The sequence below is a fragment of the Acidaminobacterium chupaoyuni genome (genome assembly GCF_047936785.1).
GTDB lineage: Bacteria > Bacillota > Clostridia > Oscillospirales > Butyricicoccaceae > Acidaminobacterium > Acidaminobacterium chupaoyuni.
Map to the genome: position 1 here is coordinate 537,591 of NZ_CP176394.1, position 17,105 is coordinate 554,695.

Annotated in this window: 20 protein-coding genes; 15 read left to right on the forward strand and 5 right to left on the reverse strand. The window is 55.0% G+C overall.

Annotated features, from left to right (window positions below; all coding sequences use genetic code 11):
- Nucleotides 1–5: 5 nt before the first annotated feature.
- The 10 genes from infA (at nucleotide 6) to ACJA3I_RS02735 (ending at nucleotide 5,414) form a co-directional block, all read left to right on the forward strand.
- On the forward strand, nucleotides 6–224 hold the full coding sequence (infA, locus tag ACJA3I_RS02690) for a translation initiation factor IF-1 (protein ID WP_458863229.1): 219 nt from the start codon (nucleotides 6–8) through the stop codon (nucleotides 222–224).
- Nucleotides 225–270: 46 nt separating this feature from the next.
- Nucleotides 271–384 (forward strand): 50S ribosomal protein L36, encoded by a 114-nt coding sequence (gene rpmJ / locus ACJA3I_RS02695; protein ID WP_458863230.1) that lies wholly within the window; start codon nucleotides 271–273, stop codon nucleotides 382–384.
- Between the two features lie 32 nt (nucleotides 385–416).
- Nucleotides 417–785, forward strand: coding sequence for a 30S ribosomal protein S13 (rpsM, locus tag ACJA3I_RS02700; RefSeq protein WP_458863231.1), 369 nt, complete (start codon nucleotides 417–419; stop codon nucleotides 783–785).
- Between the two features lie 14 nt (nucleotides 786–799).
- Entirely contained in the window at nucleotides 800–1,210 is a 411-nt protein-coding gene (rpsK, locus tag ACJA3I_RS02705) for a 30S ribosomal protein S11 (RefSeq protein ID WP_458863232.1), read from the forward strand.
- 15 nt (nucleotides 1,211–1,225) lie between these two features.
- Nucleotides 1,226–1,852, forward strand: coding sequence for a 30S ribosomal protein S4 (gene rpsD, locus ACJA3I_RS02710; protein ID WP_458863233.1), 627 nt, complete (start codon nucleotides 1,226–1,228; stop codon nucleotides 1,850–1,852).
- A gap of 57 nt (nucleotides 1,853–1,909) precedes the next feature.
- The gene (locus ACJA3I_RS02715) at nucleotides 1,910–2,857 is read left to right on the forward strand and encodes a DNA-directed RNA polymerase subunit alpha (protein ID WP_458863234.1); all 948 of its coding nucleotides are present in this window, start codon (nucleotides 1,910–1,912) and stop codon (nucleotides 2,855–2,857) included.
- A 66-nt stretch (nucleotides 2,858–2,923) separates the two neighbouring features.
- Nucleotides 2,924–3,265 carry a 50S ribosomal protein L17 gene (rplQ, locus tag ACJA3I_RS02720; protein WP_458863235.1) on the forward strand — a complete coding sequence of 114 codons (342 nt, stop codon included), beginning with the start codon at nucleotides 2,924–2,926 and terminating at the stop codon, nucleotides 3,263–3,265.
- A 381-nt stretch (nucleotides 3,266–3,646) separates the two neighbouring features.
- Nucleotides 3,647–4,069: a cytidine deaminase gene (locus ACJA3I_RS02725; RefSeq protein ID WP_458863236.1), complete on the forward strand. Its 423-nt coding sequence runs from the start codon at nucleotides 3,647–3,649 to the stop codon at nucleotides 4,067–4,069.
- A complete protein-coding gene (locus ACJA3I_RS02730; RefSeq protein WP_458863237.1) occupies nucleotides 4,069–4,884 on the forward strand; it encodes a pentapeptide repeat-containing protein in 816 nt (271 codons plus the stop codon). The genes ACJA3I_RS02725 and ACJA3I_RS02730 overlap by 1 nt, the downstream gene beginning before the upstream one ends.
- A gap of 44 nt (nucleotides 4,885–4,928) precedes the next feature.
- Nucleotides 4,929–5,414 carry a GNAT family N-acetyltransferase gene (locus ACJA3I_RS02735; RefSeq protein WP_458863238.1) on the forward strand — a complete coding sequence of 162 codons (486 nt, stop codon included), beginning with the start codon at nucleotides 4,929–4,931 and terminating at the stop codon, nucleotides 5,412–5,414.
- Nucleotides 5,415–5,556: 142 nt separating this feature from the next.
- Here ACJA3I_RS02735 and iadA read toward each other — a convergent pair whose 3' ends face one another.
- The 3 genes from iadA to ACJA3I_RS02750 form a co-directional block, all read right to left on the reverse strand.
- A complete protein-coding gene (gene iadA, locus ACJA3I_RS02740) occupies nucleotides 5,557–6,717 on the reverse strand; it encodes a beta-aspartyl-peptidase (protein WP_458863239.1) in 1,161 nt (386 codons plus the stop codon).
- Nucleotides 6,718–6,732: 15 nt separating this feature from the next.
- Entirely contained in the window at nucleotides 6,733–8,103 is a 1,371-nt protein-coding gene (locus ACJA3I_RS02745) for an NAD(P)/FAD-dependent oxidoreductase (protein WP_458863240.1), read from the reverse strand.
- A gap of 287 nt (nucleotides 8,104–8,390) precedes the next feature.
- Nucleotides 8,391–8,873: a methylglyoxal synthase gene (locus tag ACJA3I_RS02750; RefSeq protein ID WP_458863241.1), complete on the reverse strand. Its 483-nt coding sequence runs from the start codon at nucleotides 8,871–8,873 to the stop codon at nucleotides 8,391–8,393.
- A 177-nt stretch (nucleotides 8,874–9,050) separates the two neighbouring features.
- Here ACJA3I_RS02750 and ACJA3I_RS02755 point away from each other — a divergent pair, with 177 nt between their 5' ends.
- Nucleotides 9,051–10,760 (forward strand): phospho-sugar mutase, encoded by a 1,710-nt coding sequence (locus ACJA3I_RS02755; RefSeq protein ID WP_458863242.1) that lies wholly within the window; start codon nucleotides 9,051–9,053, stop codon nucleotides 10,758–10,760.
- 27 nt (nucleotides 10,761–10,787) lie between these two features.
- Nucleotides 10,788–11,348: a hypothetical protein gene (locus ACJA3I_RS02760; protein WP_458863243.1), complete on the forward strand. Its 561-nt coding sequence runs from the start codon at nucleotides 10,788–10,790 to the stop codon at nucleotides 11,346–11,348.
- 197 nt (nucleotides 11,349–11,545) lie between these two features.
- Here the strand turns inward: ACJA3I_RS02760 and ACJA3I_RS02765 are convergent, their stop codons facing one another.
- The gene (locus tag ACJA3I_RS02765; protein ID WP_458863244.1) at nucleotides 11,546–12,457 is read right to left on the reverse strand and encodes a LysR family transcriptional regulator; all 912 of its coding nucleotides are present in this window, start codon (nucleotides 12,455–12,457) and stop codon (nucleotides 11,546–11,548) included.
- 172 nt (nucleotides 12,458–12,629) lie between these two features.
- Here ACJA3I_RS02765 and ACJA3I_RS02770 point away from each other — a divergent pair, with 172 nt between their 5' ends.
- Nucleotides 12,630–14,087: a cation:proton antiporter gene (locus ACJA3I_RS02770; protein ID WP_458863245.1), complete on the forward strand. Its 1,458-nt coding sequence runs from the start codon at nucleotides 12,630–12,632 to the stop codon at nucleotides 14,085–14,087.
- A gap of 15 nt (nucleotides 14,088–14,102) precedes the next feature.
- Nucleotides 14,103–14,831 carry an MgtC/SapB family protein gene (locus ACJA3I_RS02775; RefSeq protein WP_458863246.1) on the forward strand — a complete coding sequence of 243 codons (729 nt, stop codon included), beginning with the start codon at nucleotides 14,103–14,105 and terminating at the stop codon, nucleotides 14,829–14,831.
- Between the two features lie 203 nt (nucleotides 14,832–15,034).
- Here the strand turns inward: ACJA3I_RS02775 and ACJA3I_RS02780 are convergent, their stop codons facing one another.
- Nucleotides 15,035–16,111 (reverse strand): 2,3-butanediol dehydrogenase, encoded by a 1,077-nt coding sequence (locus tag ACJA3I_RS02780; protein ID WP_458863247.1) that lies wholly within the window; start codon nucleotides 16,109–16,111, stop codon nucleotides 15,035–15,037.
- Between the two features lie 221 nt (nucleotides 16,112–16,332).
- Here ACJA3I_RS02780 and ACJA3I_RS02785 point away from each other — a divergent pair, with 221 nt between their 5' ends.
- The gene (locus tag ACJA3I_RS02785) at nucleotides 16,333–17,019 is read left to right on the forward strand and encodes an HAD family hydrolase (RefSeq protein WP_458863248.1); all 687 of its coding nucleotides are present in this window, start codon (nucleotides 16,333–16,335) and stop codon (nucleotides 17,017–17,019) included.
- Nucleotides 17,020–17,105: the final 86 nt, after the last annotated feature.

Consider the following 17,105-nt stretch of genomic DNA (forward strand, 5'->3'; position numbering starts at 1 on the left):
TTCGTTTGGCAAAAGAAGATATGATCGAAGTTGAAGGTACCGTTATAGAGGCGTTGCCAAATGCAATGTTCCAGGTAGAGCTGGCAGGCGGCCACCGCGTGCTGGCCCATATCTCGGGCAAGCTGAGGATGAACTTCATCAAAATCCTGCCCGGTGACAAAGTAACCTTAGAAATGTCACCGTATGATCTATCCCGCGGCAGGATCACATGGCGATCCAAATAAGCAGCGAAACTGCTGCGTAACAGCCGCAAAACAGGAGGTACAGAACATGAAAGTGAAACCGTCCGTGAAACCCATCTGCGAAAAGTGCAAGGTAATCCGCAGAAAAGGCCGTGTAATGGTCATTTGCGAAAACCCCAAGCATAAGCAGAGACAGGGCTAATCAAGAATAATCATCAGGAGGTGCTGAAATAAATGGCTCGTATTGCCGGTGTTGACCTTCCCCGTGAAAAAAGAGTGGAAATCGGCCTGACTTATGTCTATGGTATCGGCCGCACTCTTTCCAACGAGATTTTGGTAAAGACAAACATTAATCCTGACACAAGAGTCAAGGATCTGACAGAAGAAGAAGCCGCAAAGCTGCGCGAAGTGATCGAACACGAATATATGGTGGAAGGCGACCTGAGAAGAGAAGTCGCTTTGAACATCAAGCGTTTGGTGGAAATCGGTTCCTATCGCGGTGTAAGACATAGAAAGAGCCTGCCCGTTCGCGGTCAGCGCACAAAGACCAACGCAAGAACACGCAAAGGCCCGAAAAAGACCATTGCGAATAAGAAGAAGTAAGGAGGGGACGGAAAATGGCTAAAGCACAAGCTGTGAAAAAAGGCGCCGCTGTTTCGAGAAAGCGCCGCGAAAAGAAAAACATCGAGAAAGGTGCCGCTCATATCCGCGCCTCTTTCAACAACACGATCGTAACGATTACCGATCTCAACGGCAACGCGTTGTCTTGGGCTTCTTCGGGTGGTCTGGGCTTCCGTGGCTCCAGAAAATCCACACCGTTTGCCGCGCAGACAGCTGCCGAAACCGCAGCAAAGGCCGCAATGGAACATGGCCTGAAGACCGTGGAAGTTTATGTGAAGGGCCCCGGTTCGGGCCGTGAAGCCGCGATCCGCGCTTTGCAGGCCGCCGGTCTGGAAGTTACAATGATCAAGGATGTAACCCCCATTCCTCACAACGGCTGCCGTCCGCCCAAAAGAAGAAGAGTTTAATCGGAGGTATCATAAATGGCAAGATATACAGACGCAACCTGCCGCCTCTGCCGCAGAGAAGGCGAAAAGCTGTTCCTCAAGGGCGACAGATGCTATTCGGATAAATGCTCGCTGGGCCGCCGCGCCTATGCACCCGGCCAGCATGGCCAGGGAAGAAAGAAGCCCTCTGAATATGGCTTGCAGATGCGTGAAAAGCAGAAGACAAGAAGATATTACGGCATTTTGGAAAGCCAGTTCGAAGGTTATTTCGACATGGCCAACAACCAGAGCGGCATGACAGGCGAAAACCTGCTGCGCATTCTGGAAAGCCGCCTCGACAATGTGGTTTATCGCGCGGGCTTTGCGATGAGCCGCCCCGAAGCACGCCAGCTGGTGAAGCATTCTCATTTCACCGTTAACGGCAAAAAAGTCAACATCCCCTCTTATTTGGTAAAAGCCGGCGATGTGATCGCCATTCGCGAAAAGAGCATGAGCCTGGATAAATTCAAGGCAGTGCTGGAAGCCAACGCATCGAAACCCGCGCTGGCATGGCTGAGCGTTGATCAAACAAAGGGCACAGCAACCGTTGTGAATCTGCCGAGCCGCGAGGAAATCGACCTGCCCGTTCAGGAACACCTCATCGTCGAGCTGTACTCCAAGTAAAATTAGCCCTCATTCATATACACACACACGCGAATATATCATTAGGAGGGTAAATTGATGATCGCAATAGAAAAGCCCCGCATCGAATGCGCCGAGGCCTATGAAGATGGCTCCTATGGCAAGTTTGTCGTTGAACCTTTGGAACGCGGCTATGGTACCACTCTCGGAAATTCCCTTCGCCGCATTCTGCTCTCCTCTTTGCCCGGAACAGCTGTTACCACCATCAAGATCGATGGCGTTCAGCATGAGTTCTCTGCAATTCCCGGCGTGAAGGAGGATGTGACGGAGATCGTCCTGAATGTCAAAGGGATTATCGCTAAGCTGCATTGTGAAGGCGAAAAAACCGTTTATATCGAGGCAAATTGCCCCGGGGTCGTCACAGCAGGCGACATCCGCTGCGATTCCGATGTTGAGATCCTGAATCCCGAACATCCCATCTGCACGCTGATGCCCGACGCAAAATTCACCATGGAGCTGACCCTCAACCACGGCCGTGGATACGCTTTGGCCGAGCGCAACAAACCCGCTCAGCCTGTGATCGGTCTCATCCCTGTGGATTCGCTTTATTCCCCTGTGTATAAAGTGAATTATGTGGTAGAAAATGCTCGCGTGGGCGATATGACAGACTTTGATAAGCTGACGCTGGAAGTTTGGACAGATCGCACGATCGCAGCACGCGATGCAGTGTCCCTTGCGGCGAAGATCCTTACAGACCACCTTTCTTTGTTCGTGGATCTCAGCGATGAGATCGGCAGCAAGACCACAGTGGTGGAAAAGAGCGAGACAACGCAGGATAAAGTGTTTGAGATGACCATCGAGGAACTGGATCTTTCCGTTCGCTCGTTCAATTGCCTCAAACGCGCCGGCATCAACACCGTTGCCGACCTTGTCAACACTTCTGAAGAAGACATGATGAAGGTTCGCAACCTGGGCCGCAAGTCACTGGAAGAAGTGATCAAGAAGCTTGCTGACATGGGCTTGATGCTCAATAAAGGCGATAACTGATAAAACACCGCCGGCACAAAGCCAGAGCGGCTTTGTGCCGGAGTAACTCGTAAGGAGGTAAATGATATGCCAGGAACCCGCAAACTCGGCAGAACCACAGACCATCGCAAAGCGATGCTGCGCGCTATGGTCACCTATCTGCTGGAGAACGGTAGAATTGAAACAACCGTGACAAGAGCCAAGGAAGTTAGACCTTTGGCAGAAAAAATGATCACCTTGGGCAAGAAGAACACTCTTGCTTCCAAACGCGCCGCCTTTGCTTTCATTACAAAGGAAGCCGTTGTGAAAAAGACTTTTGACGAAATCGCGCCGAAGTATGCTGACCGCAACGGTGGCTATACTCGTATTACTCGCATCGGGCCCAGACGCGGCGACGGTGCTGAAATGGCGATCATTGAACTGATCTAAGATCAGCTGAGAGCCGAAGGGATTGTCCCGAGCATGATGCCATCGGGACAATCCCTTATTTTTTATCATGCGAAGAAATTTTGCGGCTTGAAAACAGTCAAACGGGCGGCATGCGGACAGTTTAAAAGAGCCTAAAGGCGCAAAAATAGGATTTGACGGCCTGAAAAGCGCAAAAATGCGGATTTGACGGCCTGAAAAGCGCAAAACGCGCATAGATTTTAATAAGGGAGAACAAGCCATCAGCGCAAGGCGGCTCACAGGCATGGCGGCTTGAAAGACTTTTCAAACATTCCTCATGGAAGAATGCTTGAAAAATCTTTTAGAAAGCATCCCGAACAGAGAGTGTGAAACAAGGCAAAACGGCAGAAAGGAAGAACCCTTATGGATTTTAAGGAAATGATCGCCCGCGCCAAAGCGGTGGTGGGCCATCGGGAACTGACGGGAAGAACCAGCGTGGGCAGCGTGGCGGCGGCTTTGCTTTCCGCGAGCGGCGCCATCTATACGGGTATCAATATCGATACCGCCTGTTCCATGGGTTTCTGCGCGGAACACGCGGCCATTGCCGCCATGGTGACGGCGGGCGAAAGCCATATTATTGCGGCGGTGGCGGTGGATGAACGGGGGAAGATCGTTCCGCCCTGCGGCCGATGCCGCCAGTTCATGGCCCAGCTGCATGAAGAGAACCATAAAGCCCAGATCATGGTGGCGGAAGATACCGTTGTTACGCTGGATGAGCTGCTGCCGTGGGATTGGCAGGAAGCCCGCCCGCCCGAGGTTTCCAACACGCGAAAGAAGGAGATCTGATGGCAGAGAAAGAAAATTTCTGGCAGCTTTTGAATGGGGAAACGCTGGCCGAAAGCTTTGTCACCGATTGCGCCGCCTGCGTAGGCATCTGCTGCACAGCGCTGTATTTCGCCAAGGAGGAAGGGTTTCCCATCGATAAAATGGCGGGGGAACCTTGCAAATATCTGCAGAAAGACCACCGATGCAGCGTTCACGCCGATCTGATGAAAAAGGGGTTTCACGGCTGCGTGAACTTCGATTGTATGGGGGCGGGGCAGCTGGCCGCCCAAAAAGCGAAAAATGAAGGCATCACCGCGCCCAAAACGATGTATGACTGCTTTTTCACGCTGATGCAGCTGCGGCTGGCGCTGTTTTTTCTGTGGCAGGCCCGGCTGGCGTGTTCTTCGGGATCGCTGGAAGAGCAGATCCGCTGCGCCGTGGAAGAAAACGCCCGGCTCACATCGATGGCATGTGAAGAACTGGCGCGGCTGGATGCCCATGGTTATCACCAAAAGCTGACGCCGCTTCTGGCCGCGGCATGGCAGGCGGGCGCCGCCTTTTTGGGCGCAGAACCCACCGCCGCCCCCAAAGATCTGGTGGGCAAAAAACCGCAGGCGACGCGGGGCGCCGATTTCAGCGGCAGTCTGCTTTTGGGCGCATCGCTGAAAAACCGCGATCTTTGCGGCGCCAATTTTCTGGCGGCCGATCTGCGGGGCGCCGATCTATGCGGGGCAGACCTGAGCCACAGCTTTTATCTGACCCGGGGGCAGGTGCAAAGCGCCCGAACCGACGAAAAAACAAAGCTTCCGCTTTATCTGCGGCAGTTCGGGGCATAAAAACCGCCGAGGCCGTTTAAACCAAAAAATAAGGAGAAAAAACAATGAGCCGCCAAGAAGTTTCTTTCCGTTTCGCCCAAAAAGAAGATGTGCCGCTGATCCTTTCTTTCATCCGCCAGCTGGCGGTCTATGAAAAAATGGAAGATCAGGTGGTGGCCACCGAAAGCCTTTTGGAACAGTGGATCTTTGAAGAAAAAAAGGCCGAGGTGCTGCTGGCCGTGGCCGAGGGGAAAGAAGTGGGCTTCGCCTTGTTTTTCCATAATTTTTCCACCTTTCTGGGCCGCGCCGGCCTTTATTTAGAAGATCTTTATGTGATGCCGCAATATCGCAAAAAGGGCTATGGCAAAGCCATTTTGAAAAAACTGGCGCAGATCGCGGTGGAGCGCGGCTGCGGCCGGCTGGAATGGTGGTGCCTGGATTGGAACAAGCCAAGCATCGATTTTTATTTATCGCTGGGCGCCGAACCCATGAACGGGTGGACGGTATACCGCATCGCGGGGCAGGCGCTGGCGGATTTCGGGCAGGCATAACGCGCTGAACCGGGCAGAACCGGTGGGCGGCCGAAGCAAAAAAGGGGGGCTGAGCAAATGCCGCAGCATTTGCTCAGCCCCCCATCGGATTTTTTGGCGCGGTCAAACAAGATCGTTTGCCCCGCGGCAATGCTCTGAAAAATTATGCTTCAAAAGTGCCGCGCATTTTCAGCTCGCCGTCGCGCAGGGCGAGCTTGCCCATGGCGATGACATCGGTGATTTGCAGCGCGCTGTCAAAGGCCACCAGATCGGCATCGGCGCCCTCTTTCAAACATCCCTTCACGCCTTCTTTGCCCAGCCGCTTGGCGGGGGAGGTGGTGAGGGTGCGCAGCAGCTCTTCCAAAGGCAGATGCAGCTTCTGAACGCCCTTGCGCACTTCGCACATCAGCACCATGGGGCTGACATAGGTCAGGCCGATGCAGCGGCCTGTTTCATCAAAACGGGGCTGGCTGCCGTTGCCGTCGGAACTGAGGGAAACATGGTCGAGATCCACGCCTTTTTCGATGCAATAGGCCAGCAGATCGGCGGCGCTGGGCTTTTCGCTTTCGCCGTCGCTGGCGGTGAGATCGAAATTGCCGCCCATATTGGCCAGCTTGATGGCTTCATCCAGCAGGGCATAATTGCGCCCCACATGGGTGGGCAAAAAGGTTTCCACCGGCACATCGCTGCGCTTGAGCGCTTCAAAGATCGGGTCAAGCTTGCCTTCGCGCACGCCGGTATGGATGGTGAGCAGGCCGGCTTTTCCGCTGAGCATGCCGCCCATGTTCACATCGCTGGCAAGGCGGGTCAGTTCATCCACAGTGATGGTGGAGCTGCGGTGGTCGCTCATGGCCAGCTTGCAGCCGATGATCTTATCGATCACCATGATATCTTTCAGCACGCTGTCGGTGAGGGTGGGCGAGGGATATTGATAAGCGCCCGTGAGCATATAGGTGGTGATGCCTTCGGTTTCAAGCGCTGTCAGCTTGCCCAGCAGGTTGATGAGGCTGCGCGAAGTGCCGTCTGTGCCCAGCAGGCCCAAAACGGTGGTCACGCCGTTGCGGATGAGTTCGCTGAGGTTCAGCTCGGGGGTGCGGCTGTGGTAACCCTGCTCGCCGCCGCCGCCCGTCACATGCACATGGATATCGATCAGGCCGGGGGCCACGATCTTGCCGCCCATATCCAGCACTTCCACGCCGTCTAACCCGGCGTAGCCTTCGATTTTTTCGGCGATTTTCATGATCTTCGAATCGGCGATCAGAATTTCGCGCATTCCCAGATGCTTGGGGGCATAAACATCGCAATTCTTCAAAAGTTTCAGCATGACGGTTCCTCTTTTCTATGATTTCAAAATCAGGTCGGCCACATACATGCCGTTGGCCGCGGCCTGGCTCAGCGAACGGGTGACGCCGGCGCCGTCGCCGATGGCATAAATATCTTTGCAGCCCGCCAGAACGAAGTTTTCCATCTCGGGCCGCGCGGAATAATATTTGCATTCGATGCCGTAAAGCAAAGTATCATAATTGGCGGTGCCCGGGGCCACCTGATCCAGCGCGTGCAGCATTTCGATGATGTTATCCAGCTGGCGTTTGGGCAGGCAAAGGCTCAGATCGCCGGCGGTGGCTTCCAGGGTGGGGTTCACGGTGCCCTGGCGGATGCGCTTTTCATCGCTGCGGCGGCCGATCTCTAAATCGCCCAGACGCTGAACGATCACGCCGCCATCCGAAAGCAGGTTGGCGAGCCCCGCCACATGGCGGGCATAATCGATGGGGCGCTTGAAGGGCGCGGTGAAACGCATGGTGGAAAGCAGGGCGAAATTGCTGTTTTGGGTTTTGCGGTGTTCTTCGCGATAGGAATGGCCGTTGACGGTGAACACGCCGTCGGTGTTTTCCATCACCACATTGCCGCGTTCGTTGAAGCAGAACATGCGGCAAAGATCGCCATAGCCCCGGGTGCGATAGCTGATCTTGGGTTCATAGATCACTTTGGAAAAATGCTCCCAGATCATCGAGGGCAGTTCCACGCGAACGCCGATATCCACCTGATTGTTCTGCAGGGGCACCTTGTTTTCGAGGCACCATTCGCTGAAGAATTTGCTGCCCGCGCGGCCCACGGCAAACACGATCACATCGGCCGAAACGGTGTGTTCGGCGCTGTTTTCCACATAGGTGAGGGTGTGCGCCGCCTTATCCACGGCGATGACATTGCAGCCGGGATGGATCTCGCAATGCTGCCCCAGGGCCTCGATCAGCTTGCGCATGGTTTCAAAATTGCTGTCGGTGCCCAGATGCTTCAGCTGGGCCTGGGCCATATGCAGGTCATATTGCAGGCAGAGACGCTTGAGATCGTTAGAGGGCATATAGCGTTCGGTGGTGGCGCCGAATTTCACCAGCACCTTGTCGGCTTTTTCAATATATTCGATCACGGTGCGGTCGGGCAGAAATTCGGGCAGCCAGCCGCCGTATTCGGTGGAGATCACATATTTGCCATCGGAAAAAGCGCCCGCGCCGGCCATGCCCTCGGTGATCGAGCAGATGGGGCAGCTGATGCAGGATTTGCTTTTGCCCGCCACAATGGGGCAGACACGCTTTTCCAGGGGATAGCCTTTTTCAAAAATAGCGATTTTCAAACCGGGGTTTTCTTCCAGCAGGTGATAGGCCGTCATCAGGCCGCCGATCCCGCCGCCGATAATTGCTACATCGTAATTCATAAAGTCAGCCTTTCCGAAAAATCTTTTTTCGTTCTGAACTTGAGGGTCAGCCCCCCATGCGGTTTTCATTATACTAAATTTCACGGAAAGATACAACCGACAAAGCGCGAGCCGCGGCAGAAAAGCAGAGAGCCGCCGCATGAGCAATGTTTTTTTCATGGCAAGGCTCCCGCCTGCGCCGCAGACGGCGTGGTTTGGCCGCAGGGCGTCGGCGCAAGAATAAAAGGCATCCTTGCCAAACGGCAAGGATGCCTTTCCCTTATTTTTCGGTGGCTGCGGGCTCGATCTTATTTTTCGGTGCGTCTGCGCATATGGCTTTCCAGATCCATCACATGGCGGCGATAAGGCTGTTCCATCAGCGAAGAAGTCAGCAAAAAATCGGCGGTGGCGCGGTTGGTGGCCACGGGGATGTTATAAAGCGCGGCGATGCGCAGCAGGGCCTTCACATCGGGGTCGTGGGGCTGCTGTGTCAGCGGATCCCAAAAGAAGATCATAAAATCGATATCGCCCTCGGCGATGCGCGCGCCGATCTGCATATCTCCGCCCAGCGGGCCGCTGCGATAAGGGGTAACGGGCAGATCGGTTTCGCGGGCCACCAGAGTGGCGGTGGTGCCTGTGCCGCAAAGAAAATGGCGCGCCAGCATTTCGCGGTGGGCCTTGGCCCAATCGATCAGATCCTGTTTCATGTTATCATGGGCGACCAAAGCGATATGCTTTTTCGCATCCATGGTCACTTCGATGGTTTCGTGGGGCATGATGCATTCCTCCATAACTCTTTGTAATATCTATAGATAATAATACAAATATTTTGTTTTTTCCTGCCTTTATCATACCTTTTTTGGAAAGGTTTGGCCAGAGCAAACGCGGTAAAATTTTTTTGACAAAATGGCGTATGCCAGCGATTTGTGATAAGATAAAACCAAAGAAAGCAGAAGGAGGCATGAAAAATGGAAACACAGCAAGAGATGGCGCGCTGGCGCGAAGCGGGCGTCTTAAACGAGCGCGAACTGCGCGAGCTGGAAGAGATGGAGCGCGGCGGCCGTTTGGAAGAAGCCTTTGCCCAACCTTTGCTTTTCGGAACGGCGGGGGTGCGCGGCGTGATGGCCATGGGGCCGGGGCGGTTCAACCGTTTCACGCTGGGGGCTCTGGCCGAAGCGTTTGGCCGCTGGGTTCTGGGCCAGAGCGAAACCGCGCGGGAACGCGGGGTCTGCGTGGGGTTTGATGGCCGCCATCAGAGCAAGGAGCTTGCCCGCCACGCGGCGGCGCTTTTGCGGGCCATGGGCATCCCGGTTTATCTGTTTGCCGAACCGCGGCCCACCCCCGAGCTTTCGTTTTCCGTGCTTTATTATGGCGCGGCGGGTGGGCTGAACATCACCGCCAGCCACAACACCAAAGAATATAACGGATGCAAGCTTTATGGGGCCGGCGGCGCCCAGCTGACCGATGAGGAAAGCCGCGCCGTGGCGGGCATTTATGAAAGCCTGCCCCTTCTGGAATATGGCAAAGCGGGCGCGCCCGCGCCCGAAGCCTGGCTTTCGCTGCAAGGCGATGAACTGGATGAAGCTTATCTGGAAGCGGTGAAGCGGCTGGCCCGCGGCGCCGCGCCGGAACCCGCCGCGGCGAAAAAGCTGCGCATCGTTTATACCCCGCTGCATGGGGTGGGCGGCGCGCTGATGCCCCGGCTTTTCAAAGAGCTGGGGTTCGAAACCGTGTTTTATGCGGCCAACCAGATGCAGCCCGACGGCGATTTTCCAACGGTGGAAAGCCCCAACCCCGAATTCGACGGCGCTTTCACCGAAGCGCTGCGGGTGGCGCGGCAGACACAGGCCGACCTGATTTTGGCCACCGACCCCGATGCCGACCGGCTGGGGGTCATGGCGCTTGACGGCGGGGAATATCGCCGCGTCAATTCCAACCAGCTGGGCTGCCTGATGGCCGAATGGATGCTGAAACAATATCGGGCCGAAGAAGCGCGCCCGCGGCCCGCCATTGTGAAAACGGTGGTTTCTTCGCCGCTGGCCAACCGCGTGGCGGCCGAATATGACGCGGAATGCTTGACCACCTTCACGGGGTTCAAGCATATGGCCGCGGCGGCGCAGGCATGGCAAAAGCAGGGCGGGGCGTTTTTGATGGCCTTTGAAGAAGCCTGCGGCTTCATGCTGGGCACCCATTGCCGCGATAAAGACGGCATTGCCGCCGCGATGGTGGTTTGTTTGATGGCCGCCCAGCAGCATCGCCGCCGCAAAACGCTGTTTCATGCCATTCATCATCAGCATTTTCAATACGGTTATTTTCAGGAAGGCGCGGTGAATGTGGTTTTCCCGGGCAATGAGGCCATGGAAGAGATGGCCCTCGCCATGAAGCGGCTGCGCCTTTCGCCGCCGGGGGAACTGGCTTCCACCCGCATCCATGCCATCCGCGATTATCTCAACGGAACACGCACCACATTTTTGCCCGAAAAAACAGAAAAACTTTCGCTTTTCGGCGCGGATATGTTATACTATGAACTATGTGATGGCACAGGTGTGGCGGTGCGCCCTTCGGGCACAGAACCCAAGATCAAGTGCTATATCCACGCCTACGGCGGTTCTGAAAAACAGGCGGCCAGACGCTGTGAGCGGCTGGAAAACGCGGCGGAAAAACTGCTGAGGCGATGAACTTTCTTCTCGAAGGAGACCATGACTATGAGTCAGACGAAAGCAAAAGCAATCAAGAAAAAAGAAGAAGCGATCCGCAGCCCCATGCCGCTGATCTATCTTGTGCTGGGCGTGGTGGTTCTGGTGGCTATTCTGGCCGCGATCCTTCTGCTGCCCTCGCTGTATGGCGAACAGGCATCCGCCGAAAAAGTGCTGGGCAAATTCTATAGCGGCCTGTATGGCGGCAATTTCGATGAAATGCCCAAATGCCTGCCCGAAGAATTGAGAGATACCTTCACCGCGGGTGCCACGCTGGGCGGCATCGGCACAAACATCTACACTTCCTATGTGGAAGATATGCAGAAACAGGTGGGCGAAAATGTCACCGTCAGCGTGAAAGTCACCAAAGATCAGAGCGGCGGCGCATCTTCGCTGAACCAATATCAAAGCAGCTTCAGCAAGGTCAGCGAAGTCAATCAGGTGAGCTTTGAAGTGACCTGCAAGGGCGACAGCGGCAAAGTGACCCAGGCCGGCACTGTGGATATGGTGAAGGTCGGCAAGAACTGGTATATGAGCACCTATAATGTGGAACTTTCTAAAATCGCATAGCTTTTGATGAAAATAGAGCCGCCCCGCATCGGTTTTCGCCGATGCGGGGCGGCTTTTTGTTTAGAAACGGTGGACGCGGCGCAAAGAGAAAAAGCGATCAGAGCGCACAAAAAAGTTTACGCTTTTCTGCGTTGGATTTTTTCTTCCGGCAGGAAGGAACAGAAAACAGCACAGGCAATTTTGTTCTTGACGGAAAGTTATTTTGCCGGGGAAGCGGCATCGCCCACAGATTTATGATAAAGATCCAAAAAGCCCTGAAGCACCTCGCTGTGAGAGAAATCTTCGTGATAAACGATGTTGGTCTGGCGCACCATGCTGAGGTTTTCGATGGGCAAAACGGTGATCTTGCCTTTGCGGAGTTCATCCATACAGGCGCTTTTGGCCAGAATGGAAATGCCCAGATCTTTGCGGATGCAGTCTTTGATGGTGGCGATATTATCCACTTCTAAGATCACATTGAAAGAATCGATGGATTCATGGATGCTCATGAGATGCGATAAAAACAGGTTGCGCGTTTCGGAATGGGGCAGGCGCAAAATCAGCTTTTCGCGGCGGATCTCTTCCAGCGTGACCATCGATTTTTGGGCCAGCGGGTTTTCATTGGCCACCACGCAAACCAGATAGTCGGTGTCCAGCAGCAGCGAATGCAGCTGCGGATTGTGGGGCTTGCCTTCGGTGATGGCCAGGTCAAGCTCATAATTTTCCAACATATCATAAAGATTATTTATGGATTCAGTGATTAACATAATCTTTACGCCGGGGTTTTGGCTGCTGTATCGGGCCAGCACTTCGGCCACCTCGTTGCTTTCGGAAGTGTGGGTGATGCCCACGCGCAGCTTGGTGAGATGTTTGCCGAAATCGGAAGTTTCGGTTTTCAGCTGTTCATACATCGCTTTCATGCGGCGGGCATATTTGACGGCAAGTTCCCCTTCCGGGGTGAGTTTCAGCCCGTTTTTGCCCCGCAAAAACAGTTTTGCTCCCAGTTCCTTTTCTAATTGGCTGATATGGTGGCTCACGGCGGGCTGGGTGAGACAAAGCTCTTCGGCGGCCCGGGTGAAGCTTTGAAGCCGCGCCGCGGTGAGCAGCGTTTCGGCTTTCGGATCGATCATTTTCTCACATCCATTAAAAATATTGATATTATAGTAATAAATTATGATTTGCTTTTATAATAATCACAGTATATCATGGGGAAAACAAAAAACCAACCCCCGTGGCTTTGCGCCGCTGTTTTTTTTTTGCGGCGGGCGGGCAAAAAACGGGGCAGAAAGGAGAAACGGTTTTATGCTTCAGGGGTTTTATCAAAAACTGGGCGAAGCTTCCCCCGGCGCCATCATTTTATCGCTGGCGCTGATGCTGTTTTTAGGCTTTGCCATGACCCGCGTCACCAAGCGGCTGCGGCTGCCGGATGTGACGGCGTACATCCTCACGGGCATTGTGATCGGCCCGTTTTGTTTAGACCTGATCTCGCCCAAAGTGATCGCCGCCACTGATTTTTTATCGGATATCGCGCTGGCGTTCATCGCTTTCAGCGTGGGGGAATTTTTCCGCGTGGAAACTTTGAAGAAAAACGGCATGCGGGTGGTCATCATCACCGTGATGGAAGCCTGCGTGGCTTCGCTGGCGGTGTTCGCGGTCACTTATTATGCGATGGGCCTTTCCATGGCGTTTTCAGCGGTTCTGGCGGCGCTGGCGGCGGCCACCGCGCCGGCTTCCACCATGATGACCATTCGCCAGACCCACGCCAGGGGCGATCTGGTGGATACGCTGCTTCAGGTGGTGGCGCTGGATGATGTGGTGGGCCTTGTGGCCTACAGCGCGGCCATTTCGGTGGCGCTTTCTTCTTTGGCGGGGGCCAAACAGGTCAGCCATTTTCAGCTGGTGATGATGCCGATTTTATTGAATGCGGGCGTTTTGCTGCTGGGCGGGCTGTTCGGGCTGCTGCTCAAAGCGTTTCTCAACCGCAGGCATTCCACCGATAACCGCCTCATCATCGCGGTGGGGCTGCTGTTCGCCTTTTGCGGCATCTGCGTTTCACTGGGCGCTTCGCCCTTGCTGGGCTGCATGTCGATGGGCATGGTCTATATCAATGTTACGGGCGATGAAAAGCTGTTCATGCAGCTGAATTATTTCAGCCCGCCCATCCTGCTGTTGTTTTTCGTGCGCTCGGGCCTTGGGTTCCGGCTGGATACGCTGGTTTCCTCGGCGGGCCGTGTGGGCGGCTTTTCGCTGCTCACCGTGGGCATCGTTTACTTTTTCGTGCGCATTTTCGGCAAATACGGCGGCGCCTATCTGGGATGCCTGATGACGAAAAAGCCTGTTTTAACGCGCAACTATCTGGGCCTGGCGCTGATCCCGCAGGCGGGGGTGGCCATCGGCCTTGCCGCCATGTGCGCCCGCGTTTTGGGCAAAGAGATGGGCGGCCAGCTGCAAACCATCATTTTGGCTTCCAGTGTGCTTTATGAAATGGTGGGGCCGGCCTGCGCCAAGCTTTCGCTTTATCTTTCCAAATCTTATTCCAACAAGCTGGAAGAAGTCACGGCGGTGGAAACGGTGACGCCCCAGGGGCAGCAGCGCGCCCCGGTGGAGGTGCTCATCGACCGGCTGGCGCAGATCCAGAAAGAATTGCCGCCCCGCCGGGAACCCGAGGTCTCGCCCGAAGAACAGGCGTTTTTGCAGGCGGCGGAAGACCAGATGGAAGAAATGACACAGATCTATCACGGAAGATTTTTAAACCGATAAAGGAGGAAACGATCTATGCAGGCTGTTTTTCAAGATCCCATCGCGATGTTTTTGGGGAACTGGTCGATGGAACTCAATGGATTTTCGATTTTGCTCAGGGTGGTGCTTTCGTTTTTGCTGGCGGCGCTCATCGGCTGTGAACGCGCCAACAAACGCCATTCGGCGGGGCTGAGAACCTTTATTCTGGTTTCGCTGGCGGCCACGATGGCGATGATGCTGGATGAATTTCTCATCTTCACCTGCGGCTCGGTGTTCCCCGTTATTTCGCCCGCCGCTGTGGTGGCCATCGCCATCATCAGCAACAATTCTATTTTATACAGCTCAAAAAACCGCATCAAAGGCCTTACCACGGCGGTGGGGCTGTGGGCCAGCGGCATCATCGGGCTGGCGCTGGGCGGCGGATTTTATACGGCCGCGCTGGTGGGCTTTCTGGCTCTGTTCGGCTGTTTGTGGCTGCTGCCCGGGGCGGAAGCTTATTTGAAAGACCGTTCCAACCATTTCGAGATCCACCTGGAACTGAAAGAAAAGCATTATTTGCAGGAATTCATGGCCACCATCCGCAAACTGGGCCTGGTGATCGATGATATCGAAGCAAACCCCGCTTATCTGAATTCGGGGCTGGGCGTGTTTTCTATTTTGCTGGATATCAAAGGCGAAGAGCTGAAAAAATATAAGACCCACAGCGAGATCATCGAAGCGCTGGGCACGCTGGATTATGTCAACTATATCGAAGAACTGCGCTGATCGAGCGGCCGCAAACCAAAGGCGCAGGGGCGCGCAATGCGCCCTTATGGCGTTCAGGCGCTATCGGGAGCCGGGATGCAGGGAACAGCCTTGAGCGCTGCCTCACAGGTTCCGCAGCATGATAAAAAAGCTCCCGCCGTGTGTAAACGGGCGGGAGCTTTTGCTGTTTGGCAGCCTGCGGGGAAAAAGCGCCGAAGGGCGCGTTATTTCAGCAAGGAAGCGTCGGGGGTCACGATGATCTTCACCTGTTCTTTTTTTGCGGGGCCGGTCAGGGTGTTGAAGCCTTCGGTGACCAGATCATCCAAAGCGATCTTTTTGGTGATATAGCCGTTTGCGGGGATGCGGCCGTCGCCCATCATTTCGATGACGGTGGGGAAGTTGTTATTATAGCAGATGCTGCCCACGATGGTTTTTTCCGTCAGGACCTGATCGTTAAGGTTGAAGGTAACGGGCTTTTCCCAAATGCTGGTGATGACCAGAGTGCCCGCGAAATGGATGGCCTGCCGCGCCAGATCGAAGCATTGCTGCGAGCCGGTGGTTTCAAAGGCCACATCGGCGCCGATGCCGTTTGTCAGCTTGCGGATCTCGGCCGCCACATCGGTCTCGCCCGGGTCGAGCACCACATCCGCGCCCGAATTGAGGGCATACTGCTGGCGGATGGATCTGCGCTGCACCACGATGATCTGAGAAGCGCCCATGGCTTTCAGACATTCAATGGTGGCAAGGCCGATGGGGCCCGCGCCCGTTACGATGGCGCTCTGGCCTTTTTCAAAATGGCCCACTTCCAAAGAATGCATGGCAACGCTCATGGGTTCCACCAGAGCAGCCTTTTCATAGCTGAGGGAATCGGGGATCTTATGCACAAATTCGGCCGGGAAAGTGGTATATTCGGCAAAACCGCCGCCGCCGCCCGCCAAACCGTGGAAGCCCAGCTTTTCGCAGAGGTGATGCTTGCCCGCTCTGCAGGCCGCGCATTCGCCGCAGACCACCAGAGGTTCCACCACCACGCGGTCGCCCGGTTTTAAATGGGTGACTTTGCCGCCCACTTCCACCACTTCGCCCGAAAATTCATGGCCCAGCACCACCGGCGCTTTTTCGCCCGTGATGGGGTGGGGCTGCTCTACGGGAATGAAAATGGGGCCCATCAGAAATTCATGCAGATCGCTGCCGCAGATGCCGCACCATTTCACTTTCACTTTAACGGTATTCTCTTTTACCTGGGGTTCGGGGATCTCTTCGATGCGGATATCGCCCGCCTGATGCCAGCGTGCTGCTTTCATAGGAAAACCTCCTGATCCTGTTGAAAAACAGGGTATGTTTTTGTTTCGGCATCAGTATAGGACTTTGTTATAAATTTGTCAATTACTTTTTTGCAGATTTTACAGGAATAATACAAAGGGCGGGCGGCCGAAAAAAGGTTGCGCGGCCCCGGCCGCCTGCCTTATAATGAAAACTGAATGAAAAGGAAGCTGAAAAGCGGCGGAAAGAAGGCGAATGCGTGTTGGAACAGGCGATTTTTTGGGATTTTGACGGCACTTTGGTCTATTCACATAAATTGTGGACAACGGCGGTTTTTGAGGTGATGCAGGAACAGACGCCGAGGCACGGGGTGGCGTTTGACGCGCTGCGCGAGGATATGCGGCAGGGCTACCCGTGGGATCGCCATGATGAAGATCTTTCCGCGGTGAAGGGCGAAGCGTTCTGGGATTTTATGCGGCAGCATTTTGAAACGGTTTATCAAAAGCATGGCCTTGCCCCCGAAGAAGCCCGGCGGCTTGCCCCGCTGGTGCGCCAAAAGATCCTCGATCCCACCCGATATTTTTTATATGAAGATACCCACGAGATCCTGCAATATGCGCTTTCGCGGGGGTGGAAGAATTACATCCTTTCCAACAATTACCCTGAGCTGGAAGAAACCATGGAAAAACTGGGCATCGCCCGCTATTTCAGCGGCGCGGTGGTTTCGGGCAAGATCGGGCTGGATAAGCCGCGCCCTGAGATCTTTCACTATGCGCTGCGCCTTGCGGGGAACCCTCGGCGCTGCATGATGGTGGGCGACAACCCTGTGGCCGATATCGAGGGCGCCCGCGCGGTGGGCATCCCCACGGTCATGGTGCATCGCCAGGCCGAAAACACGGCGGATCACTGGTTCGCCCGGCTGCGCGAGATCGAGCCGCTGCTGGATTGATTGCGCCTGATGAAAAAAACGGCCGCGCAGGCAGAAAGCGCCCCCAAAAGCGCCTGTTTGCGCTTTGGACGATGGCCTCTTTAAAC